The sequence below is a fragment of the Ammoniphilus resinae genome, assembly GCF_017873965.1.
GTDB lineage: Bacteria > Bacillota > Bacilli > Aneurinibacillales > RAOX-1 > Ammoniphilus_A > Ammoniphilus_A resinae.
The window spans coordinates 616,435-638,761 of sequence record NZ_JAGGKT010000001.1 but is presented as its reverse complement, the minus strand read 5'-3'; the positions used below and the strand labels follow the sequence as shown (position 1 = coordinate 638,761).

Sequence of the window (22,327 nt, the reverse complement as noted above, 5' to 3'; positions counted from 1 at the left end):
CCTCTTTAAAGTTTTTCTGCAATTCTCAATTTAGCAGAGCGTGCGCGGTTATTCTCATCTAATTCCACATCGCTTGGTAAAATTGGCTTGCGATTAACAATCCGAATGACCGCCTGATTCGAACACACACATTGTGGAAAATCCGGCGGACAAGTACATCCACCTACGTACTTTTGAAAGACTTGCTTACAAATACGATCCTCTAAAGAATGAAAAGTAATAACACTGACTCTGCCACCTGGTTTTAGCACCTGGATTGCATCTTCTAAAGCCTCCCGAAAAGCGTTTAACTCATCATTCACAGCAATTCGTATGGCTTGAAAGGTTCGCTTCGCCGGATGTCCTCCCGTTCTTCTTGCCGGTGCAGGGATTCCCTTTTTTATCAGTTCAACCAACTCACCGGTTGTTTCAATTGGCTTTACTTCCCTTGCGTGTACGATTTCACGAGCTATTTGCCGAGAAAATTTTTCTTCCCCGTATCGATAGATCACATCAGCAAGTTCTTTCTCACTCCAATCATTGATTACATCCTTTGCGGTAAGCGGTCCGCTTGTATCCATTCGCATATCCAAGGGTGCGTCCTCATGATAGCTAAAGCCTCTTTCTCCTTCATCCAACTGGGGGGAGGAAACACCAAGGTCAAAAAGGACACCATCCACTTTTGGAAACCCTTTTTGTTCAATTAATTCCTGTAGATTTCGAAAATTACCTTTTACGAGAATCACGCGATCCTCATATTGTTTAAGTTTCTCTGTGGCATTGTTTAATGCCCAATCATCTTGGTCTATCGCGATTAATCGGCCTTCTGAAGAAAGCTCTGAGGCAATCACTAGACTATGCCCAGCTCCTCCTAGGGTACAATCCACATAAATCCCATCAGGTTGTACCATTAATCCATCGACAGCCTCTTTCTTCATTACGGTAATATGATGGAACACGTTTCCCTTCACCTCGCTGCATCATTCGGAGTCTTCCATCGACAATTTTATAGATCAAAGTCCACAATTTTTTCGGCAATTTCATTAAACGAATTCTCCGACTCCTCAAAATAGGATTCCCAATGCTGCATGCTCCAAATCTCGACCCGACTGGATACACCTATAACCACGCAATCTTTGTCTAGATTGGCATGCTGCCGTAGTGGACCTGGTATATTTACCCTGCCCTGTTTATCCAATTCACATTCGGTTGCACCGGAGAAGAAAAATCGGGTAAAGGCCCTGGCATCTGAACGAGTAAAAGGTAATGTTTTCAGCTTTGCTTCCAGCTGTTTCCATTCCTCCATTGGGTAGACGAAAAGGCATCGATCAAGTCCACGGGTGACAACAAACTTTTCTCCCAGTTCTTCACGAAACTTTGCAGGGACAGTAATTCTTCCCTTTTCGTCAATCGTGTGCTGGTATTCCCCCATGAACATGTATCCTACACCCCACTTTCACCCACTTTTCACCCACTTTATACCACTTTAACCCACTAACGTTTATTATTCGTGAACATAAAAAAAAATCCTGCCTACCGACAGGATTTTTAGTAATTTTTTTATCGGACATTAACGGGCAGTAACCTCCCACTTCAAAAATTTTCGGAAAGTAGAAATTGAGTTAGGGGATAACTGCCCGTAAATGTCGGATAAGTGCAACTAACCATCAGAGGGGGGAATGAAGCCCCTCTTTCTGATGGAAGTTTTCTTTATTCCGTCCAACTATCTAGGTATTCGCGCTGTTCTTCCGTTAAATGATCGATCTTGATCCCCAGAGCCTCAAGCTTAAAACGTGCAACCTGCTCATCCAATTCATAAGGAACATTGACCACTTTGTTCCCCAATTCCTTGTACTTCTCGTTCACATAGGCCAAGGATACCGCTTGAAGGGCAAAGGTCATATCCATAATTTCAGCTGGATGACCATCTCCTGCTGCAAGGTTTACTAACCGACCCTCTGCAAGCAAGTAAATTTTTCTGCCATCCTTTAGTTGATATTCCTCTATATCTTTACGAACGGTGCGCTTAGAAGTCGATAATTCAGCCAACTCAACCTTATTCACTTCCACATCGAAGTGTCCGGCATTGGAAAGAATGGCTCCGTCTTTCATCACAGCCATATGCTCCCCACGAATCACATCCTTGTTTCCAGTCACAGTTACAAAGTAGTCTCCTACCTTCGCTGCTTCTTCCATCGACATGACTTCAAATCCATCCATATAAGCCTCTACACCTTTGATAGCATCGATTTCAGTGACAACAACTTTCGCCCCTAATCCCTTGGCCCTCATCGCTACACCTTTTCCACACCAACCATAGCCCACTACAACAACGGTTTTACCAGCTACGACCAAATTCGTTGTGCGATTGATCCCATCCCAGACAGATTGACCTGTTCCGTAACGGTTATCAAAAAGGTATTTACAGAAGGCATCATTTACTGCTACCATCGGGAACTTCAGATTACCGGACTTCTCTAAAGCCTTCAGGCGCAAAATCCCTGTTGTCGTTTCTTCAGCACCACCGCGTACCTGCTCTAATAAATCCTGTCTTTCACTGTGCAGAATAGATACCAAATCACCACCATCGTCAATAATGAGATCTGGTCTGGTTTCTAACGTTTTAATGAAATGGGACTTGTATTCTGCCGGGTCTGGGTTATATTTGGCAAAAACCTGTATCCCATCTTCCACTAGCGCCGCACAAACGTCGTCCTGTGTAGATAAAGGATTGCTTCCTGTAATCGTTACCTGTGCTCCACCTGCTTGAACTACCTTTGCCAAATAGGCAGTTTTCGCCTCCAAGTGAAGGGAAATAGACACTTTCAACCCTGCAAACGGTTTTTCCTGCTCGAATTTTTCTCGGATTCGGTTTAGCACAGGCATATGTTCTTTTACCCAATCTATTTTCAGATGCCCTGATGGGGCCAGTGACATATCTTTTACAATACTTTCCCTTGTTGTATTCATCTTTTTCCTCCTATTATATGTATAAAAGTTTATGATTTGCGGTTAGCGGTATCCTCATCTCTACCAATTCGTCAATAAAACTTGTCCCGTATGTATTAAGATAACCAAAAACATTATAAACCCTCTCCTGCGGTTTTTCCAATGGAAAGAGAGAATTCCTTACTTTTTCCCATTGAATAAGGGCTGCCCTATGCCGTTGCACGGTCGCGTCCCAAGTCTTCTTTTCCAAAAAGTCGAGATGGGAGAGGATCCGACTCAGATTATCTTCCCCTAATTTTTCGACCCCCGGCTCTATTTGCACTAATTTTTCAAGAAAAGGAAGATATAGCGTCTTAACCTGACTTTTCAAAGACCGGAATTCCGATTCAAGGGGCAAAGGATTTTGTTGGTTAAGCCATTCTTTTTGAAGTTGCTCCCATCGATCGTGGACATCGAAAAAGGAGATCCCAAAACGCTTCATATATTTTTCGATACTTCTTTCCACAATGGTAAAAGTCATGCGCGGATAAACGATCGGCATTTGCATCGAAAACATTTCAAAAATCCCTTTCAATTGTGCCCAATAGGCTACCTCTCCAGGCCCTCCAACAAACGCAAGCACTGGAAATAAATGCTCCTGCATAATGGGGCGGGTAACGACATTTGCGCTAAAGGAAGAAGGGTTCTCTTCAAGCAATTGCTCAAGTTCATTTTGACTGAATGCATACCTGCCAGTCTTTGAAACAAATCCTCCCTCTTTTCTTACCATCAGCTCACGTTCCCCATTGCAATAAACAAAAAAGTGAGCATTTTCCGGCTCGACCTCTAACTGGGAGGGATAACCAATTTCCTGCAACTCCTTTTGGGTCGAAAGAAGTCTGGATGAGGGATCACTTTTCATTAACTGAGAAAAAACGTGTTTTTCTAGTTCCCTAATCTTCGGATCTGCCGAATCCACCAAGACTAATCCATGTTTTTCAAACAGCCATGCCATAATCCTAGCAAAGAAATCCGGAAGCCCCTTGCTTTGCTGTGAGAAATCCAGCAATGTTGCTAGAAGGTCTGGTTGATGTTGAGAGTCCGGAAGGTATGAGAAACATTGTTGTATCACATGGGCAAATTCTGCTGAATTAATTTCCAAATCACTAAGGGATTTTTTTTGCACCACTTTCTTGTGCAACTGAATTTTTTTAGGATTCTGTTCCTGTCCTGTTTCAACATAAGTATGATTAACTTCATCATAATCATGATCCTCACTAGCAATCCAAAAAACCGGCACTACTTTAATCCCTTTCCTTTGTTCAACGTCCCGGCAAAGTTGAAGGATCGTTACCGCTTTGTGAATGACATGTAATGGCCCTGTCAAAACACCGGCCTGCTGCCCTCCGATGATGACAAAAACATCCTCGTTTTTTAGCTTTTCAATATTACCGAGCGCACCATTATTTCCAACGCCTTGATTGTATTGCAAGAGTGCCTCTGTTAGTTGATCCCGATGCTTGATATTCGACGCAGCAAGCCAGTCTGCCCGCCCTTTCCAACTATTTCCTTCATAAGGATTATAGGTGAAAAAACGATCTATTCGTTCAAAATCCTGGCTATAATCCTTGGCCAGTTGATTACTTTTCAATGGTGAAACCTCTTCAATCCTCACCATAACCCTTCCTTCCCTTTGAAACTTCTCCCTTTTCCACCATTTTATCATAATTTATCTTAGGAAATAGAATTGGACAACTAGTTGATCTCAATAGACAAAAAGAAGCCCTCCTGACCGAAGTAATCCGATCATATTAGGAGGACCTCTTTTTTATATATGAGACGGTGTAAAGATAATATCAAATGTTGCTTTATCATTCGTTTGATTAGTGAATAGATATGAGTACTGACAATCAAAGAACAGGCTATCCCCCGCTGTCACGGAATAATGCTCTTCACCTATCTCAACATCCAATTGCCCATATTTGACGAGTATGCAAACTTCACCCTCTATCGGCAAATCGTTGTGGACCACCTTTTCCCCAGGGTGCAGCAGGATTTCCATCGCCCTCAAGCGCGCATTGCTGCTCTGTCCGAGCCACTCGCAGGAGCCTAGAATCCCCGGCATGATAATCTTTTTACGTTCACTCTCGCGAATTATTCGCACCCGCTGATCTGTCAAGTCATCAAAAAAATGTACGATCGGTGTGTCTAAAGCTATTGTTATTTTCCAAAGAGTTTCTAATGACGGCTGTGAGACACCGCGTTCCACCTGGCTTAACAGCCCTTTTGATAGTCCTGTGCTGTGCGATAAAGCCTCTAAGGTCTGTCCCTGCCTTTTGCGAACAGCCCTAATCTTTCCCCCAATCCTTTCTAAAGGTAATTCCATATACCCCAACTCCCCTAAACATTTAAATTCTCCCCACTAGTCATTTTCAACAAGGAAAAGTTTATCCCTGCTTAACAATGTGAACAAACTAAGAACAAAACGGAGTTATTATATGGAATTATTTTGATGGTGAAAAAGGGGATACGGCTAAAAGAATTATACTACGAAAAAACAGATTAAGTATGCTGAAGAAAGTAACTCACCCCGGAGAAGAGTAATACCACATAAGCAAGTGTGAAGAATACAAAGGCAAGCCTCCAGGATGCCCGTAAGATCTTTGGTAAATCCATTTGCCCACGGACTTTTATTTGCAGAAAAGCAAGGCCCCCTCCAATAATGAGGAAAAATACCAGTACCCACCAAAAAGCAGAGGCTGACCCTTCCTCTTTAATTATTCCATACATCATGATGACAGCAGTAATGAGAAAAAAGGTTGTAATATTTACAGCCATTGTTACTGCATCCCGCTTCGTTTTTCGCTTCCACCCCGAATAAAAATAAACCAAAATAAAGACCACAAAGGGTACGAAAATGGGTACTGTCATGATGCCGGCAAGAATTCGAGCAATTGCCTCCACTTCTCAACCTCCTTCTACTACTGTTTGTGACTACGTCAAATTAGCCCTCTTTCACAAACCATTAAGTTGTCCTATAGGGCCTTAGAATTTTTCCATTTGTTGGCGAGCTTGCACAAGTTGAATCATCATTGTATGGTATGGGACATTTATCCTATGTTTTTCGGCGATTTTTTTAATTGCACCATTAATATAATCAATTTCTGTACTCCTGCCAGCTTCTAGGTCTTGAAGCATAGATGATTTGTTATGGTAAGTATTTCTACAAACCATGACAATTTCCTGCAAAAATCTTCTTTCAATTTCTATTCCTTCTTTTTCCGCTACCTTCGCTGCTTCTTCGAACAAAGACTCCATTACATTTAGGGTATATTGAGATTCCAGCAACCAACCATTTTTCACCCGTAGAATTCCCGTTAAGGGATTAATGCAACTGTTAATGATTAGCTTCTTCCAGATCCGTTCTGCGATCTGATCCTCCAACCGAACGTCGAGTTGGCTGCCCGTAAATAAGTCGACCAATGGATAACTTTCTTTCCATTTTTCACCTTTCATTGATTTAGACGGACCAATCCATGTGGTACCATTCCCGGTATGTCTAATTCGGTCCAACTGTTCACGGTATGCTCCCTCTGTTGTCACCGCTAAAAATAGGGGGTTTTGTGAGAACCCCTGTTGTAAGAATTCCTCATGACCTAGACCATTTTGGAAGGCAATAAAGCAGGTATTGGCTTGTACGGGCAATTCTTTAAGCACGGGGAGGGCATCTGCCAAATGATGCTGTTTTACTGTAATGAAAAGATAATCTAGCGGCAAGTGACACTGTTGAGCGGTCACAGCATTGATTATCAACTTTTCTTCCGTACCATCTAACTGTGTGTAAGAGAGCCCGTTTTGTCGTAATAGATCTGCCTGTTTGGAAGTCCGACAAATTACTGTTGGGTTTTTCCCTGTAAGCAAAAGTTGTGCAGCTAAATGCAAACCAATCGATCCAGCACCAAAAATTCCAATGTTGTTCATCTTCATGTTCCTTTCTGCTTAACCATCGAAAAGATAACCCTTGATCCTTTCATCAAGGGTTTGAAATCCATCCATTCGAATGGAATTTACTAGGGTTTTCGCACATGTTGTATCTTCCTGATATTCCTTTCGCTTCAGATGAGAAATTTCCTGCCTCCTTTGTTAATCTTAAATCAACCCCCGATTAACAGGAACATATATTCGTTATATACACAAAAAAATCTTGCCGAAAAGCTCTTGAGAGCCTTACCAGCAAGATTGTTCTCAGGTATCAACCCGTTCCAGGTTTCCATTTGCATCCATTTTAAATCTTGGTTTCATTACTACTTCTTCATTTTCTGTTAAAAGAGCCATTTTTCGTGCTCGATCCATGATTTGGATGAGGGTTCGATAGTCTTCGTTGACAACCTGATAGTCGGTTTGTACATGGTTTAACTGTTTGCTCATTCTTTCATTCTCCAACCTGAGCCTGTTCAGTTCTTCTTCCTTTTCTTCCAATTCTTTTTCTACTTGTTTCAACTTTCTACCTAAATCCTTTTGATTCTTCAAAAAGCGAACAACAGCATCCAGTGAAATCTCATCATCAGCATTGTTCATACCAGCTGATACCGTTGGAACTGGGGATTCAGCTGTAGACGAAGCCATCGCACTTTCCTCATAACTTACATTTACAGGGATATTTGGTTTTACTCTCTGTGACTGTTTACGCTGCTTTCGTTGTGCCTTTGCGATTTGAATAGCTGCCTCGTATTTTTTACGAACAAAACTATTCCAACGAAATCCACAAGCTGCCGCCGTTCTTCCTAGCTTTTCTCCAACTTCCTCAAAGGCGGCTAATTGGGTACCCCCTTCACGAATATGTCTCAGGGTAACCTCCGCCAATAATAGGTCATCATCAGGAGTCCAAGCATCTTGTCTCGCTGCTGTCATAAGAATCCCTCCGTTTAAATTGGTGGTATTTTATTCTATGCAGGTAATAGAGTTCATAGAATGATTTTCTAGTAGAAAAGTATCCCCAAAATGGGCCTGATTTAAACCTCTCGATTCCTTTTAGGTTTATCCCACACTTTTTTACTTTAAAAAAGTTGTACTTTCCTGTAAGGTAAGAAGGACTAAGAAGACTGTACATTCCTAAGCGGTTAAAAAGACGCGTGGATTTAGAAAGGGGTTTTATGATGAAAAACAAAGAGACAAGCAAACTCTTAATCGTCGATAGTATGGCTTTGTTGTTCAGAGGCTTTTTTGCCACTTCCCAGTTTGGGAGTATCATGCAAACCAAGGACGGCCTCTATACTAATGCACTGTACCAATACACAAAATATTTGATGGACGCTATTAAAACTTTTTCACCTTCACATATTGTCTGTGCCATTGATATGGGGAAAGAGACTTTTCGAAATGGTCTTTACCCGGCATATAAAGCAAATCGTGGGGAACCCCCAATGGAACTGGTACCGCAATTCGATGTACTGCAGGAGCTAATTGCTGCCTTTGATATTCCGGTAATTGGGGTCCCAGGATATGAAGCAGATGATGTCATTGGAACATTGGCAAAAAAATACGCCAGCGATGACGTTCATGTCTACATCTTAACTGGTGATGGTGATACGCTACAGCTTTTAGACCGCTATATTTCAGTCATTATGATGAAAAAAGGGTTTGGAAATTATCAGACGATTAAACTTGAGGATCTGCCAACTGTCAAAGGAGTAGAATCACCTGAACAAATTATTGAATTAAAAGGTCTAATGGGAGATTCTTCCGATAACATCCCTGGTTGCCCAAGCGTCGGTCCGAAAACTGCACTGAAGCTGCTAGGCAGTCACAAAACAATTGACGGGGTTTATGACAATATCAATGAAGTTGCCGGTAAACTGAAACAAACCCTATTAGAATACAAACACCAAGTTTACCTCTCCAGGCAACTTGCAACGATCAATCTTTCTGTTCCAGTTGAATGCAATCTTGAAGAATGTAAATATCAGTTCAACGTCCAAAAGATTCATAGCATGTTCGATAAGTTGGAGTTTCAAAGTTTAAAAAAGTTGTTCGCATAAAAAAAGTAACGGGAATCTTTCCCGTTACCTCCACCAAATATTCCTCAGGCTAGCAAATCTTCCATAGCCACCCGATTATATCCAATAATCAGCTTTTCATCATCGATTAGGATAGGCCTTCTTAAAAGCCTTGGCTCTTCACTCAGCATCTCTAGAAGTTGAAAGACCGTCAACTCCTCAATTTGAACATCCAATTCCTTAAAGGTTCGGCTTCTGGTAGATAAAATATCGTCCAGACCGTTATCCGTCCTCTTAATAATATCCAATAGCTCCTCTTTCGTTGGTGGATCTCGAAACAGGTGCCTTTCTTCAAATTCAATCCCATTTTGCCTTAAAAATGACTTTGCTTTCCGACACGAAGTGCAGCTCGGGTATGTATAAAAACGAAGGTTAGACTTCACTCCTGATCCCACCTCTTCACATATTGAAAACAATTACCATTCTATTTCTAGATTGCTTTACTTAAAAAAGTATATTACTTAATTTATTACTATGTCAATAGTGTTAATAATCTTCCCGTTTTCCTTCCTAAAAAGGAAAAAAACATTGACAAAGTCATGAATTTTCGAAGGGAATCCCATATTTCTGTTAACAATATGTTAATATAGTGAATAATAAAATGAGGGGGTAGTCTGGCTCATGGAAAACGAAACCTTAAAAATAACAAGTGTTTTGTCAGATCCAACACGCTTTTCCATTTATCAATATATCATGAATGGCCACCGTCAAGTTACTGTACAGGAAATTGCAGATGAATTTGATATACACCCCAACGTTGCCCGACTCCATCTGACAAAATTGGAGGATGTCAATTTATTAACTAGCTGCTCTGAAAAAACCGGTAAAGGCGGAAGGCCAAGCAGACTCTATTCCATCTCTGAACAAATGGTCAATTTGCAATTCCCGCCTCGCGATTATCAGTTACTTTCCGAAATTGCTATTGATACCCTTTTATCTTTTGGTGAAACAGGACAAAAAGCTCTTCGCGATATGGGGAGACGATTTGGCAGGGAAGCAGCAAAAAGGGCAATCGAAGCAGAACGGATTAACTTACAGGCCATAGACAGGGACAGCAAATTGGATTACATTCGCAAAATCCTTTACGCCCAGGGCTTGAATCCGGAAATTGAGGTCATTGACGAACAAACTGTAAAGTTTCGGATCTTTAACTGCACTTTTAAAGAAACCGCAAAGAAAAGACCAGAAGCGATATGTCAAATGCATCAAACTTTCCTAAAGGGAATTTTTGAAACCTTCTTTGGGGATATTAACCTAATAGAAGATAACTCCATTATGGGTGGTTGTCACTCTTGTGACTATACCCTATTAAAGCTTGTTGAACTTTAGAATGGAAAGTTCAACGGACAAAATTTAGACAAAAATACCAGCTAAACCTTTACATTTACATCCATTCTTTTCTACATTATAATTGTAAAGGGATTAACATGGATTTGTTACAAAAGGAGGGAGTAGAATGGCTCGTATGTACCGCGTATTAGGGTTTTGGACCCTTATGATCGCACTTATGGCTGCGTGGGGTGGATTGACCAATATGGCACTAATCTTCTTCGCTGAAACAGCTATCTTCGTAGCGCTTAGCTATATTAACCTTTCTGAAAGAACATACATGTTGCTATTTGCAGCTTATATGGTATTTTCTTTCGTTGGCTTCTTCTATTATGCATTCTTTATCATGCCGTTGGGCGGAGAACAGCACGAAGCACTTGCAGCGCTTCTAACGCTCTAGATGACCTAAGCCTAATACATAGAAGGGCCACACCTTTTTTGGAAGTTAGAAGCTGGACTTTCGGTATTTGGCTCAGAGCCATTATACATTCTTATAAGAAAAGCCTCTATCGAAGACCATTCGAAGAAGATGTATCCATCTATAGAGGAAGCTTTCCCCCTACGGGGACAACAATCCCTTCTGAGCAAGAAGAAAATTCGACGTAGTTCAGAAGGAATCAGATGTTGTCATGCCGTTAGGAAATGAAAAAGAAGCTCATACATTGTACGAGCTTCTTTTTCATTTAAACCATCCTCTTGGCTGAAGCTTTTGCAATTTATTGCTAACTTTCCCTTTCATTTGCACCAATACTTTAAAGGTATCTCCCATCCCCCCAGGGAAAATCAATTGCCGAATGGCACGGTTTCGCCGACTGACTGCTGAAAATGGATTGGGGTCCTGATGATCGGCTAGTTTATCAAGAATGCCTGCATTGATCAGAAATTGACTTTGTGAAAACAGTCCTAGATTTTTCAATCCAAGTTTTTCACCTTCTGCAATGAGGGTGGAAAAATTGATATGTGTGGTCATATCCATTTCGCCCGGTTGTTCTAATGGATTTTCCAAAGCTAGATGCTCCTTATAGCACATTAAGGTTCCTCTCTGCCTTTCTGGCATATACAATTCTTCGTGGGCATAACCATAATCGATCGTAATCAAATACCCTTCTGCAAGCCCTAGTGACAATTTATTGATCAACTGAACCGCATCCAGATTCACTTCCACTCGGTATTGTTGGATATTTGGCAAGTTCAACTTTTGTTCTTCCAAAAAGTTGATAACCTCCTGATTCTTTAATTCCTGCTTGAATTCCGTTAAACATTCTCCTGCATCGTCCCAAGAAATCCGAACCTCTTTCCAGTCGTCCTTGACCCTTTCAATCATGTAGACAGGGAAGGCATCAAAAAGTTCATTCGAATACACAATCCCTTTAACATTCCCTTCAATCCGAACAAATTCTTCCCAATCCTCATACCACACCACTGGGTAATCTGCTAGCTTTTCTTTTTGGACGGAACGGTGATAAGAGCTTTTCTCGATCATAACAAGAGATATTTTCTTATCGAAATTCGGAAAAGTGGTTTTCCATTCTTCCAAAATTTGTTTCATTAATTCACCTGTACCCCCACCCATTTCCACTACAGTTACTCGTTTTAAATGAGAAAATTCCTTTGCCATTTCTGCGATAACAGCAGCTAGGGTCTCCCCAAATATGCTACCTACTGAGGAATTGGTGTAAAAATCACCCTGTTTTCCGACCTTTTTCTTTTCTTTGCTGTAATATCCCCACTCAGGGTGATATAAAGCAAGGGCCATAAAGTCGTAAAAGGAGATCGAATGTCTCTCTGAACTTTTAATTTTTTCCTTGATAATCGTAAATAATGAACTCAATCTACTCCACTCCAAAATCATAGTTATGTTTATTAACACTATTGACACGCTAAAAATATTCAGATAAGATAAAAGAGAATCATTCCTCATTACCATGGTAACGAGGAAGGGGAATTCCCCCCACCCTAATTTATATTTTGGAATTAAACCTCCCCCAAACACAGCCTTCTACCCCGAAGGCTGTGTTTATTTTGTGCAGAGGGATCGGACTAATTTAACCAAGAATAGTTATCTTAAAATTCCTGTGATATAAGGATTCGCCATCTTCTCTCTGCCAATCGTCGTTTTGGGTCCGTGACCTGGGTAACAAGTTGTCTCATCAGGCAAATCCATCAATTGGTCTTGAATGCTTTCAATCAGTTGTTCATAATTTCCTCCAGGAAGGTCCGTTCTGCCAATAGACCCAGCAAATAAGGCGTCTCCGCAAAATAAATTTCCATTGTCAAATATAAAGGAAACACCTCCGGGAGAGTGGCCAGGTGTATATAGCACTTGAATTTGAAATCCTGCTAAAGTTAATTCCTGCTGGTCTTGAAGCTCAAAATCCGCTTTTTCGCAGATAACCTGTCCTACATTTGGCCAACGGATGGAGCCATTTAAAGCCGGATCCGACAACCAACTCTGTTCAAATGGATGGATATAAACTGGCGCATTTGTCGCTTTTCTAATTTCGTTTAATCCTGAAATATGATCAAAATGAGCATGTGTTAATAAGATGGCTTTTATCTTATAATTTTCTGCAACCTTCAATAGTTCATAGGGCTCGGAACTCGCATCGATGATAATGGCTTCTTTTGTTTCTTCGTTACAGATTAGGTATGTATTGGTTTGTACTAATCCCAAAGGATACATGTAAATCTTCATCAAACCCCTCCTTTTCTTTCTATTATTGTATATGAATTGCAGCCATTTTCCTAGTTGGGATAGCCGATAAGCTAATTAGCAAAAATTTTTCCCGTTATGACATTGAAGCACCCAAATGTTATTGTTATCACCTCTGCTCAGGAGGACACTGCCTATCCTCATCCATGTTGGAGGTTTGAGGTTGAACTGGAAGCCACCACGGTTTTTGAAAACAAAAAAATTGAAATCGGCTATTTCTGCCCTCTCCGAGGACTACAATCGCTTGGAAAAGTAAGCGATTCAGCGTAGTACCCAAGCGGGATGCCGATTTCCTCCATTGCAACCTCTAACATCCAACAAACTTATAAAATATCGGCCGCCAACTGGGCTAAAGTAGAACGTTCTCCTTTCTCCAATCGAACATGACCGGCTAATTTTTGATCTTTGAAGCTTTCCACCACATAGGTCAAACCGTTATTTGATTCATCTAAATAAGGATGATCAATTTGCTGAGGGTCGCCCATTAAAACAATTTTACTTCCTTCTCCTACCCTTGTGAGAATTGTCTTGACCTCGTGTTTCGTTAGATTTTGCGCTTCATCGATGATAATATATTGTTCAGGGATGCTCCTTCCGCGAATATAGGTGAGGGCTTCCACTTGAATACTGCCCATTCCTGCCAATATTTTATCTAAATCCCCTGATTTCTTCGTATTAAACAAGTACTCCAGATTATCAAAGATCGGTTGCATCCAGGGTCTAAGTTTTTCTTCCTTTTCCCCGGGAAGAAATCCGATGTCCTTTCCTAACGGAACAATCGGCCGAGCCACCAATAGCTTTTTGTAAACTCTTTCATCCTCAATTAAATGAAGTCCGGCTGCCAACGATAATAATGTTTTTCCAGTTCCAGCCTTTCCTGTCAGGGTAACTAACGGAATCTGGTTATTTAGCAAGAGCTCCATAGCCATTCGTTGTTGGGCATTTCTTGCTTTGATTCCCCATACCTGATCCTCGTCCCTACGCAGAGTTTCAAGCCATTTCCCATCTGCACTAACCTTCCCGATGGCGGACCCAGATCCCCCTAACTCGTCTCGCATGATGACAAATTGGTGAGGATAAAATCCCGTTTTTGGAAACCCTTTTGTTAACTCCAGCCTTCCATTCTCATAAAACGCTTGAATATAAGCACTTGCAACAGGCAGCTTTAGATGACCAGAGTACAGATTTGTATATTCATGAACCACTCGATCGGATAGAAAATCTTCCGCATGGAGTCCGAGTGCATCTGCTTTCACTCTTACTAAGGCATCCTTGCTTACTAAAATTACGGGTCTTCCATTCCCCATCTCCTGTTGTTCTGTTTGAATATTTAAAGCGACTGCCAGGATGCGATTATCATTTGTGGCTTCACCAAAATGTTCTTGCATTTTTACAAATGATTTATGATTTAATTCAACTTTTAAAGTTCCCCCAGTTTCTAATACGACCCCCTGGTGCAATTTGCTTTTTAGCCTGAAACTGTCTAAAAACCTTGACACCTGACGGGCATTCCTTCCGATTTCATCCATATTTCTTTTTTTCGAATCAATCTCTTCCAGCACAACCGCCGGAATGATGATTTCATTGTCTTGAAAAGCATAGATTGCATTTGGATCTTGAAGTAAAACATTTGTATCCAAGACGTAGATTTTGCTCAATATCTCGCCTCCTAAAATTCTTCTCGACACATTCGTAAAGATTTTACAGCTTTTCAGGCTTATTAATATTTTATGCAGATAAGGAAAAGAATGGTCTGAAATTAGGGGAGTTTGCTTTTAGTTTATGATGCAAAAATCAATATAGACGAGTTAATTTGTTGAAAGAGTGGAAAATATATATGCATGATTCCCCTCAACATTCGAGAGAATAAAACTATAAAGGCCAAGAAAGGGGTTATTACGTGAAACATCTTCTTTACACTGCACTAGTATTATCTCTGGCCCTTGCAGGTTGTCAAATGGGAAAGAATCAACAAGCCGAACCGAATACAAAAAATGGCGCAACCGTTCAAAAAACAGAACGAGTTCCGCAAACGGCTAAACCACAGTCAAAAGACCAAAGCCCTGATGCCACTGCAAAAAGATTAGTAAAGGTTGCAACTGATGTGCCTAATGTTAATGGAGCAACGGCGATTGTCTTTTCCAAAATTGCAATTGTTGGTATTGATGTGAATGCCAAATTAGATCGCCCACGGGTTGGTACGATAAAGTACACAGTTGCAGAAGCATTAAAAAAAGACCCACAAGGGGCCAACGCAATCGTAACTGCTGATCCAGATATTGTTCAGCGTCTTCGGGAAATTAACCAGGACATTAAAAGGGGGCGCCCAATTGCCGGGTTTGCTGAGGAATTAGCAGATATTGCTGGAAGAATTATGCCGCAGCTTCCTCGCGATGTATTGGAGAAAACTCCACAGCAATCCAATCAATCAAAATAGGAAAGAATCCCATTGAAAAAAGCCTAGTTTCGTCTAGGCTTTTTTCAATGCAGTCATCACTTGTTCGTCCAACTTAGCTGCAGCTTGTTTATTGTATGTTTTTTCATATTGTGGTTCAACAGAGATACGTGAACCGTAAAACATCACATCGCGAACTTCCTTAATTTGAACACTAATTTTCGCCAGTTTTAACGGTACATCCTCCATCTTCTCTACTTCCACAGTGGCTTCCCCGGCAATACTATATACAGACCCAGCACCAATCAAAGTCAGTGTCACAAACTGGTTATTTTTTATATTTTCAACAATCCTTGAGCGGTTATCAACGGCAAATGAAATGGTTAACTCATTCCGTGCGTAAATCCAAGAAATAGCGCTTGTATTGGGTCCGCCTGTAACCTTGTCAATCGTTGTTAATAAAACAAACCTTTCCTTTTGCAATAAAGGAAACAACTGTTCGTTTAATGAATTAGCAACGGTTTCCGCCACGTGAAAACCTCCTCTTTTTCAGTTCTTATCTTATCTAACGATTACTGTTTCAATGTTAAAAGATAATCAGCAACATATTCCTCATTGCCAGGCACAAGTCCTTTCGGCATACCGCCTTTACCATTGGCTAAAATATCAACAATCTCTTCTTTGCTGTATTTTTGATCCAAATTATGTAGATTTGGTCCTGCACTTCCGTTTAAGTCAGCACCGTGACATGCCGTACACGTAGATTGAACCGTGGATTGTATTTCTTCGGCTGTTGGCGCTTGTGCAGCAGCTTCCTGTTGTTCCCCTTCTTTTGGTACACCTGCACCAGAGAAGGCTAGTCCAAGCCCAATTACCAATCCCCCTGCCAAGATTCCTACCAATGCCCTTACCGTTTTATCCATTTTCTCTTCATCTCCTTTGTAGAATCAATGTGTTTATTATAATATGATTTAATAGCAATTGCGATAATCCTACTTAAATTCATAGCGATCAGGATTCTCGTTGATAAATTGGAGTAACGTCTCAGCAACCTGAGCAGGAAAAGTCTGTGTTTTCTCAACCCCTTTCTCGTTAAACGTCACCAAGTAAAGGGCCTCGACCTTTTCCAAAGAAGTTGGAACAATTTCAAACTCTTCCTTGAGAATATCTGCTACGTGGTCTAAGGATATAATAGCAGCCTCATCATTTGGGCGAGAGTTAACTACTAATTTCAACTGGGTCCAGTTCGACAATGCATCAATAAGGGTCATCGCTTATGCTCCTTCCTCTAAAGGTTTGTGTACCTCGTCGAATCGCTCACATTCACAAACCATAAGTTGTCCTATAGGGCTTTAAAGATTATTCATGGCTCGATGGCTCATCCCTCAGATTCATAGGCCGACGAAGACGAGCAAGGAATAGGATGACAGCTGCAACAATCATTGCTCCAATAATCGGAAGACCTAATACTTTTAGTATTGTCAACGGAATACATCCTATAGCCAATAAAACATATGTCGCCAACTTTTTTAAAATAGGAAGCTTCCTTGAAAAACCTAATTCATAAAGGATTATTGCCAGAACCAAAATGAAATAAAACGGATATGTATCCATCCATTGCTGTATGATGGTCAAGTTCTTCACCTCACAATCACTACTTTAACCTTTCTTTATCCTTAGGACAAGTATATATCTAATTTTTTGAAGGAAGAAGGTCTATTTTCAGCACAAAAAACTAGCCCTATTCAGCAGGGCTAGTAACAAAATAGTTGAAACAACCTTCTTGAATCAGAGGGTTTGTCATCGAAATTTGCCTAGCAATATCATACCACAATTAAAGCTAAAATAACGGTTGAAGTTTTATCCATTCTGTCAACACACAACCATATTTAGCGTTTATCAAATCTTGATTTGATCTTAAATTACTACAGTACATGTTTCCGTAAATAACGGTAAATCCCGTCCTGATTATTAGAGGCTGTAACATAATGCGCAGACTTCTTTACCGCCTCTGGAGCATTCCCCATAGCTACTGCAGTTCCCACTACTTCAAACATATCCAGATCGTTGAAATTATCACCAAATGCTGTAAATCGCTTAAGTGGAATACCAATTTGGTTGCTTAAGGTTTTCAGTGCAGTAGCCTTGTTATCCACACCAGAGAGTACTTCCCAGAAATCTGAAAGAGGACTTAGCTTCACTTCAGGGTCTAACGTTTCCAATTTATTTCGAATATACGTTCTTTCTTTGTAAGGAACCCTATCAATATTAAAGGCAAGCAGATTCTTGGCATGAATACGTTCATGGAAAAGTTCAGTATCGAATAGCTTCATACAGTGATCCACATCATTATAGGGAGTATCCGTAGAAGTACTGATGACCATTCGATTGGTAGCAATTAAGAAATCTGTCACCCCAAATACCAGCTCGAAAAAACCTTTAATAAAATTTGGTGGTAGGTTATTATCGTATAAAATCTGACCTTGGTTCGTACGAATATGGGAACCATTGCCACAAATAACAAAATCAACAAGGGAAGGGAGTTGGTTAATGATAGGTTTCGTGCAGGCCCAAGTTCTGCCGGTACAAATTGTGATTGGATTACCTGCTGCTTTTAATTTCTTCAAGGATTTGAAGGTACTTTGAGGAATTTGTTCATTACTTGTAAGAAGCGTTCCATCAATGTCAAATACAAACATCGCTGTTCAACTCCACTTTGTTTTTTACGCTATCATACTTTTTCCTCCTTGGCAATAGTCTAAATACCCATTATTTTTGAAAAATGGAATTCAAAAAGTAGTGATTAAATAACGAAAAGCTTAGTAAAAGAAAAGCCCTTAAGACAAGGACTTTTTGGCTCTTTCAATGGCTTCTATTTCTTCACTGGTAAGATGGTATACCGACTTCCCACGATCCAATGGTTTGGCATAGACACGAGATTCCTGCCTGCCAAAAATACTGGTTAGGACAAAGCCTGTCTCTATGTCGTCGATTACGGCAATAGAAAAACTCAGGTCACTTCCTTCATGGTCAAAAGCGTGGAAACGGTAAACCCCTACGTTCCCCTTCTTTCTACCGACAGCTTTTTTTAGATCTGTCATTTCTTGCTTAACTTCTTGGTGGCTTTCTCTAACTTCCTTTGTCTGATCCAAAAACTTCCTTAAAATGGCTTCCAAATTTTCTTTTGTTACACCGTTTGTTAACTCGCGGAATTGCTTTAGAATTTTTTTGGAACGAGAATTAATGATGAGCATCCATACCAGTACAATAATTAGCAATAGCCATTGCAAAAACATTAATCCGAACAACAAGATCCGTTCATCCTGCAACATCATTTTATCACCCTTCAATCCTTGCTGTTTGCATATTTGAGTATGGTGGCAGTATGAACTTTATAATTTCCTGAAGTGTGAAAAAAACACCGTTCCGAAAATAAAACGTTGTTGCCAATTTGTAATTAAATTTCCAGCATAACCATTTCCTGTCGAAGCCTTTCAATCGTTTCTTTACACGAATCAATCATCTTTTCGTCATCCTCATTCAGGGCTTCAAATAACTGTGCTAATACATAGTCCAATTCCAATCGAAGAACCGGGATGCGTACCTCAGCATCATCGCGTTCAAATGCCAAAATAACTTCTTCCATCGAAACGGTACATTCTTTTTCAAAAAGGACTTTCTTGCTTGAACCTTCGATTTGTGTAATTTTAACGGGCTCCCCGTAACGGATATTCTGGACTACCAACTGACCATTGGAAAAGAATTTAAGTACAGCATGCCCTTTAACCTCTTGAATAAATCTATGCAGGATGTTTGCGAATCGCTGATCTTTGATGTTATAGTTTCTTTTTCTTAATCGATATATTTTCCCATATTTATTAAAATTTAACCGTTGTGTTGTCCATGAAGTTTGCACTGATAACGTATAGAATTTTCTCGTTTCTTTCCAACTGACGGAAAGACCTGCTTGAACCAATTCTTCAATAAGTCTTTGTATTTGTGTATATTCAAATCGCAGGGACACGTTACTATATTCCATCTCTTCATAAGTTTTCATAAGCGCCCTCCATTTACTAAATTTTCGGAAATTGGTTTTTATATTTAAATAATATTACGAATAAATAAAAATATCAACCTCTTTTTATGTTGTGTGAAAACTTTCCAAAGTGTTTTTTACTGTTGTTATCCGTATGGTATATTTATGTTATCCAAAGGAAAAATAGGAGGATAAAAATTGGAATTTGAAGGATTTTCTACTAAAGATTTTGATGTTTTTGAGATAGCTGGTTTAGATGAACGTATGGAAGCATTAAAAGAGCGCATCCGCCCTAAATTTGAACAGCTTGGACAACATTTTACCCCCATTCTAAGTGTCAAAACTGGACAGGAAATGTTTTATCATGTAGCCAAACATGCCCGGCGAACCGTCAATCCCCCAAAAGATACATGGATTGCCTGGTCAGATAATAAACGAGGATACAAGATGGTGCCCCATTTTCAAGTTGGACTCTGGCCAACACATCTTTTTGTTTGGTTTGCTGTGATTTATGAAGCTCCATCCAAAGGGGTTCTTGGAACAAAGTTTGCAGAAAATGTGCAAGAAATAAAAAGAATGATCCCGGAAGACTTTGTCTGGAGCTTTGACCATATGAAACCGGAAAGTTACCCAAATCACCTGTTAAGTGAAGAAGACTTATTACATGCCTTTGTTAACCTCACAAATAAGAAGAAATCAGAAATTTTATGCGGAATAACGATTGATCGCGAAGATCCAATTTTAAAAAGTCCTTCTGACTTACTAGAAAAAATAGAAAATACTTTCCATACTGTTCTACCACTTTATACTATGGACATTGAAATTTAGATCCGCACCAACTTGTGCGGATTTTTTTCGTTAAATTCTTAAATATAGGCTAATCCTAAGAGCAAAACCTATTGTTGAATGGTCTTGTATTTTGCTATACTCAATTTTGTTGTCATTTTAAGGTATGGGGGGAACACGTCATGGATCAAAATAAAACTCCGCTTTTTACAGGACTCTTAGAACATATAAAAAGGGATCCCGTTCAATTTCATATTCCCGGCCATAAAAAGGGCCAAGGGATGAATCCGGATTTCCGTGATTTTATAGGAAAAAACGCACTTGCCATTGACTTGATAAATATCGCGCCTTTAGACGACCTCCATCATCCTAAGGGTATGATTATGGAAGCAGAAAAATTGGCTGCGGATGCTTTTGGTGCCGACTATACATTTTTCTCCATTCAAGGAACTAGCGGTGCGATCATGTCCATGATTATGTCTGTTTGCGCGCCAGGGGATAAAATTATCGTTCCACGAAACATTCATAAATCCGTTATGTCGGCGATTATCTTTGCAGGCGCTACACCAGTTTTTGTTCATCCCGTAATGGACCCTAAACTCGGAATTTCGCACGGCATAACAACTGAAGCCGTACAACATGCCCTGGCTCAGCACCCCGATGCAAAGGCAGTGTTGGTCATTAATCCAACCTATTTTGGAATCTCTGCAAATTTAAAGGAAATCGTCAAAGTTGCCCATCACTATGGTGTTCCGGTACTCGTTGACGAAGCACATGGTGTTCATATTCATTTCCACGAGGATTTACCGGTTTCAGCCATGCAAGCAGGCGCAGATATGGCAGCAACAAGCGTTCATAAATTGGGCGGCTCCTTAACGCAAACTTCTGTATTAAATGTTCGCGAGGGACTTGTATCGGCCAATCGAGTAAAATCAGTCATTAGTATGCTGACAACTACTTCTACTTCGTACATTCTTCTCGCTTCACTGGATACTGCTCGTAAGCAACTGGCGACATATGGACATGATATGATCGATGAAGCGATCCGTTTGGCGAAAATTGCCCGGAGAGAGATTAATCGAATTCCTGGGATGTACTGTGTAGGTGAAGAAATCTTGGGCGGCCCAGCTACTTATGGAATGGATCCAACCAAGCTGATCATTCATGTAAAGGATTTAGGGATTAGCGGCTATGATGTTGAAAAATGGCTACGTGAAGCCCATAACATCGAAGTTGAACTTAGCGACCTGTATAATATTCTTTGCATCGTGACACCTGGTGACACAGACGAAACAATATCCATTTTGATCGAAGCATTAAAGGAGCTTTCAGAACAATTCTATCAAAAGAATGAATTGCATTCCGTAGAAGTCACCCTGCCAAAAATCCCTTCCCTCGCCTTAACACCGAGAGATGCCTTTTATTCAGAAACGGAGATAGTCCCCCTGAAAGAGGCCCAGGGATTGATTATTGCTGAATTTATTATGATTTACCCGCCGGGAATCCCAATTTTCCTCCCAGGGGAAATCATCACCGAGGACAATATCCAATATATCCTACAAAACCTTGAAGCCGGATTGCCGGTACAGGGACCCGAGGATGAAAGTATTAGAACTGTTCGAGTAATTAAGAGGCATACACCGATTAGATAAAAGTTATGCAGTGAGAGACCTGGTGGAGAGAATCACCAGGTCTCTTTTTGTTTGTTGGTTCCGTGGACTATTTACAGTCACCTAGCCTCAATTCAAGCTGATTCGCGACAACTTTTGGTCTATTTACTCGCACCCTGTCCCGATTCCCTCTGATTCGCGACAACTTCTGGTCTGTTTACTCTCACTCTGTACCGATTTCCCCTGATTCGTGACAACTTTTGGTCTATTACTCGCACCCTGTCCCGATTCCCTCTGATTCGCGACAACTTCTGGTCTATTTACCCGCACCTAGTCCCGATTCCCCCTGATTCGTGACAACTTCTGGTCTATCTACTCGCACCCTGTCCCGATTCCCTTCGATTCGAGACAACTTCTAGTCTGTTTACTTGCACCCTGTCCCTTATAGCATTTGAAAACTAACCTTGGACTACACCGGAAGATTTGGGACTTAAT

25 protein-coding genes are annotated in these 22,327 nt (G+C 40.6%); 6 read left to right on the top strand and 19 right to left on the bottom strand.

Annotated elements, in window-relative coordinates; genetic code table 11:
- Positions 1-5 precede the first annotated feature (5 nt).
- The 8 genes from rsmH to J2Z37_RS03120 form a co-directional block, all read right to left on the bottom strand.
- Positions 6-938, bottom strand: a complete 933-nt coding sequence (gene rsmH / locus J2Z37_RS03155; RefSeq protein WP_209808728.1) for a 16S rRNA (cytosine(1402)-N(4))-methyltransferase RsmH — start codon at positions 936-938, stop codon at positions 6-8.
- A 47-nt stretch (positions 939-985) separates the two neighbouring features.
- Positions 986-1,417, bottom strand: a complete 432-nt coding sequence (mraZ, locus tag J2Z37_RS03150; RefSeq protein ID WP_209808727.1) for a division/cell wall cluster transcriptional repressor MraZ — start codon at positions 1,415-1,417, stop codon at positions 986-988.
- Positions 1,418-1,689: 272 nt separating this feature from the next.
- Positions 1,690-2,949 carry an adenosylhomocysteinase gene (locus tag J2Z37_RS03145; RefSeq protein WP_209808726.1) on the bottom strand — a complete coding sequence of 420 codons (1,260 nt, stop codon included), beginning with the start codon at positions 2,947-2,949 and terminating at the stop codon, positions 1,690-1,692.
- Positions 2,950-2,962: 13 nt separating this feature from the next.
- Positions 2,963-4,582, bottom strand: coding sequence for a bacillithiol biosynthesis cysteine-adding enzyme BshC (bshC, locus tag J2Z37_RS03140; protein WP_209808725.1), 1,620 nt, complete (start codon positions 4,580-4,582; stop codon positions 2,963-2,965).
- 153 nt (positions 4,583-4,735) lie between these two features.
- Entirely contained in the window at positions 4,736-5,293 is a 558-nt protein-coding gene (locus J2Z37_RS03135; protein ID WP_209808724.1) for a helix-turn-helix domain-containing protein, read from the bottom strand.
- 176 nt (positions 5,294-5,469) lie between these two features.
- On the bottom strand, positions 5,470-5,871 hold the full coding sequence (locus J2Z37_RS03130) for a DUF3397 domain-containing protein (RefSeq protein ID WP_209808723.1): 402 nt from the start codon (positions 5,869-5,871) through the stop codon (positions 5,470-5,472).
- 81 nt (positions 5,872-5,952) lie between these two features.
- A complete protein-coding gene (locus tag J2Z37_RS03125; RefSeq protein ID WP_209808722.1) occupies positions 5,953-6,894 on the bottom strand; it encodes a ketopantoate reductase family protein in 942 nt (313 codons plus the stop codon).
- Positions 6,895-7,152: 258 nt separating this feature from the next.
- Positions 7,153-7,818, bottom strand: coding sequence for an RsfA family transcriptional regulator (locus J2Z37_RS03120; protein ID WP_209808721.1), 666 nt, complete (start codon positions 7,816-7,818; stop codon positions 7,153-7,155).
- A 245-nt stretch (positions 7,819-8,063) separates the two neighbouring features.
- On the opposite strand from J2Z37_RS03120, the gene J2Z37_RS03115 reads away from it, so the two are divergent.
- Positions 8,064-8,945 (top strand): 5'-3' exonuclease, encoded by an 882-nt coding sequence (locus J2Z37_RS03115; protein WP_209808720.1) that lies wholly within the window; start codon positions 8,064-8,066, stop codon positions 8,943-8,945.
- Between the two features lie 44 nt (positions 8,946-8,989).
- Here the strand turns inward: J2Z37_RS03115 and J2Z37_RS03110 are convergent, their stop codons facing one another.
- Positions 8,990-9,346, bottom strand: a complete 357-nt coding sequence (locus tag J2Z37_RS03110) for a Spx/MgsR family RNA polymerase-binding regulatory protein (RefSeq protein ID WP_209808719.1) — start codon at positions 9,344-9,346, stop codon at positions 8,990-8,992.
- A gap of 238 nt (positions 9,347-9,584) precedes the next feature.
- Between J2Z37_RS03110 and J2Z37_RS03105 the strand changes: the two genes are divergently transcribed.
- Positions 9,585-10,292 carry a helix-turn-helix transcriptional regulator gene (locus tag J2Z37_RS03105; RefSeq protein ID WP_209808718.1) on the top strand — a complete coding sequence of 236 codons (708 nt, stop codon included), beginning with the start codon at positions 9,585-9,587 and terminating at the stop codon, positions 10,290-10,292.
- 127 nt (positions 10,293-10,419) lie between these two features.
- The gene (locus tag J2Z37_RS03100) at positions 10,420-10,692 is read left to right on the top strand and encodes a DUF2626 domain-containing protein (RefSeq protein WP_209808717.1); all 273 of its coding nucleotides are present in this window, start codon (positions 10,420-10,422) and stop codon (positions 10,690-10,692) included.
- 279 nt (positions 10,693-10,971) lie between these two features.
- Here J2Z37_RS03100 and J2Z37_RS03095 read toward each other — a convergent pair whose 3' ends face one another.
- The 3 genes from J2Z37_RS03095 to J2Z37_RS03085 form a co-directional block, all read right to left on the bottom strand.
- Entirely contained in the window at positions 10,972-12,123 is a 1,152-nt protein-coding gene (locus tag J2Z37_RS03095; RefSeq protein ID WP_209808716.1) for a class I SAM-dependent methyltransferase, read from the bottom strand.
- A gap of 228 nt (positions 12,124-12,351) precedes the next feature.
- On the bottom strand, positions 12,352-12,987 hold the full coding sequence (locus tag J2Z37_RS03090) for an MBL fold metallo-hydrolase (RefSeq protein WP_209808715.1): 636 nt from the start codon (positions 12,985-12,987) through the stop codon (positions 12,352-12,354).
- A 341-nt stretch (positions 12,988-13,328) separates the two neighbouring features.
- A complete protein-coding gene (locus J2Z37_RS03085; protein WP_209808714.1) occupies positions 13,329-14,663 on the bottom strand; it encodes a PhoH family protein in 1,335 nt (444 codons plus the stop codon).
- 242 nt (positions 14,664-14,905) lie between these two features.
- On the opposite strand from J2Z37_RS03085, the gene J2Z37_RS03080 reads away from it, so the two are divergent.
- Positions 14,906-15,442, top strand: a complete 537-nt coding sequence (locus J2Z37_RS03080) for a YhcN/YlaJ family sporulation lipoprotein (protein ID WP_342453770.1) — start codon at positions 14,906-14,908, stop codon at positions 15,440-15,442.
- Between the two features lie 33 nt (positions 15,443-15,475).
- Here J2Z37_RS03080 and J2Z37_RS03075 read toward each other — a convergent pair whose 3' ends face one another.
- The 7 genes from J2Z37_RS03075 to J2Z37_RS03045 form a co-directional block, all read right to left on the bottom strand.
- Entirely contained in the window at positions 15,476-15,931 is a 456-nt protein-coding gene (locus tag J2Z37_RS03075; protein ID WP_209808713.1) for a pyridoxamine 5'-phosphate oxidase family protein, read from the bottom strand.
- A gap of 41 nt (positions 15,932-15,972) precedes the next feature.
- On the bottom strand, positions 15,973-16,323 hold the full coding sequence (locus tag J2Z37_RS03070) for a c-type cytochrome (RefSeq protein ID WP_209808712.1): 351 nt from the start codon (positions 16,321-16,323) through the stop codon (positions 15,973-15,975).
- A gap of 69 nt (positions 16,324-16,392) precedes the next feature.
- On the bottom strand, positions 16,393-16,671 hold the full coding sequence (locus tag J2Z37_RS03065; protein ID WP_209808711.1) for a hypothetical protein: 279 nt from the start codon (positions 16,669-16,671) through the stop codon (positions 16,393-16,395).
- A gap of 88 nt (positions 16,672-16,759) precedes the next feature.
- Positions 16,760-17,014: a YlaH-like family protein gene (locus tag J2Z37_RS03060; RefSeq protein WP_209808710.1), complete on the bottom strand. Its 255-nt coding sequence runs from the start codon at positions 17,012-17,014 to the stop codon at positions 16,760-16,762.
- 311 nt (positions 17,015-17,325) lie between these two features.
- Complete coding sequence (locus tag J2Z37_RS03055; protein ID WP_209808709.1) at positions 17,326-18,099, bottom strand: HAD family hydrolase; 774 nt, start codon at positions 18,097-18,099, stop codon at positions 17,326-17,328.
- 138 nt (positions 18,100-18,237) lie between these two features.
- Positions 18,238-18,750 carry a DUF4446 family protein gene (locus J2Z37_RS03050; protein WP_209808708.1) on the bottom strand — a complete coding sequence of 171 codons (513 nt, stop codon included), beginning with the start codon at positions 18,748-18,750 and terminating at the stop codon, positions 18,238-18,240.
- Between the two features lie 107 nt (positions 18,751-18,857).
- On the bottom strand, positions 18,858-19,457 hold the full coding sequence (locus tag J2Z37_RS03045) for a hypothetical protein (protein WP_209808707.1): 600 nt from the start codon (positions 19,455-19,457) through the stop codon (positions 18,858-18,860).
- Positions 19,458-19,634: 177 nt separating this feature from the next.
- Between J2Z37_RS03045 and J2Z37_RS03040 the strand changes: the two genes are divergently transcribed.
- A complete protein-coding gene (locus J2Z37_RS03040; protein WP_209808706.1) occupies positions 19,635-20,264 on the top strand; it encodes a DUF1054 domain-containing protein in 630 nt (209 codons plus the stop codon).
- Positions 20,265-20,404: 140 nt separating this feature from the next.
- On the top strand, positions 20,405-21,874 hold the full coding sequence (locus J2Z37_RS03035) for an aminotransferase class I/II-fold pyridoxal phosphate-dependent enzyme (protein ID WP_209808705.1): 1,470 nt from the start codon (positions 20,405-20,407) through the stop codon (positions 21,872-21,874).
- Positions 21,875-22,327 lie beyond the last annotated feature (453 nt).

Bases quoted from the DNA above. Each gene is read 5' to 3' on its own strand.
- mraZ (WP_209808727.1), bottom strand. From the start codon at position 1,417: ATGTTCATGGGGGAATACCAGCACACGATTGACGAAAAGGGAAGAATT.
- J2Z37_RS03145 (WP_209808726.1), bottom strand. From the start codon at position 2,949: ATGAATACAACAAGGGAAAGTATTGTAAAAGATATGTCACTGGCCCCA.
- J2Z37_RS03135 (WP_209808724.1), bottom strand. From the start codon at position 5,293: ATGGAATTACCTTTAGAAAGGATTGGGGGAAAGATTAGGGCTGTTCGC.
- J2Z37_RS03125 (WP_209808722.1), bottom strand. From the start codon at position 6,894: ATGAAGATGAACAACATTGGAATTTTTGGTGCTGGATCGATTGGTTTG.
- J2Z37_RS03120 (WP_209808721.1), bottom strand. From the start codon at position 7,818: ATGACAGCAGCGAGACAAGATGCTTGGACTCCTGATGATGACCTATTA.
- J2Z37_RS03115 (WP_209808720.1), top strand. From the start codon at position 8,064: ATGAAAAACAAAGAGACAAGCAAACTCTTAATCGTCGATAGTATGGCT.
- J2Z37_RS03105 (WP_209808718.1), top strand. From the start codon at position 9,585: ATGGAAAACGAAACCTTAAAAATAACAAGTGTTTTGTCAGATCCAACA.
- J2Z37_RS03100 (WP_209808717.1), top strand. From the start codon at position 10,420: ATGGCTCGTATGTACCGCGTATTAGGGTTTTGGACCCTTATGATCGCA.
- J2Z37_RS03090 (WP_209808715.1), bottom strand. From the start codon at position 12,987: ATGAAGATTTACATGTATCCTTTGGGATTAGTACAAACCAATACATAC.
- J2Z37_RS03070 (WP_209808712.1), bottom strand. From the start codon at position 16,323: ATGGATAAAACGGTAAGGGCATTGGTAGGAATCTTGGCAGGGGGATTG.
- J2Z37_RS03065 (WP_209808711.1), bottom strand. From the start codon at position 16,671: ATGACCCTTATTGATGCATTGTCGAACTGGACCCAGTTGAAATTAGTA.
- J2Z37_RS03060 (WP_209808710.1), bottom strand. From the start codon at position 17,014: ATGGATACATATCCGTTTTATTTCATTTTGGTTCTGGCAATAATCCTT.
- J2Z37_RS03055 (WP_209808709.1), bottom strand. From the start codon at position 18,099: ATGTTTGTATTTGACATTGATGGAACGCTTCTTACAAGTAATGAACAA.
- J2Z37_RS03045 (WP_209808707.1), bottom strand. From the start codon at position 19,457: ATGAAAACTTATGAAGAGATGGAATATAGTAACGTGTCCCTGCGATTT.
- J2Z37_RS03035 (WP_209808705.1), top strand. From the start codon at position 20,405: ATGGATCAAAATAAAACTCCGCTTTTTACAGGACTCTTAGAACATATA.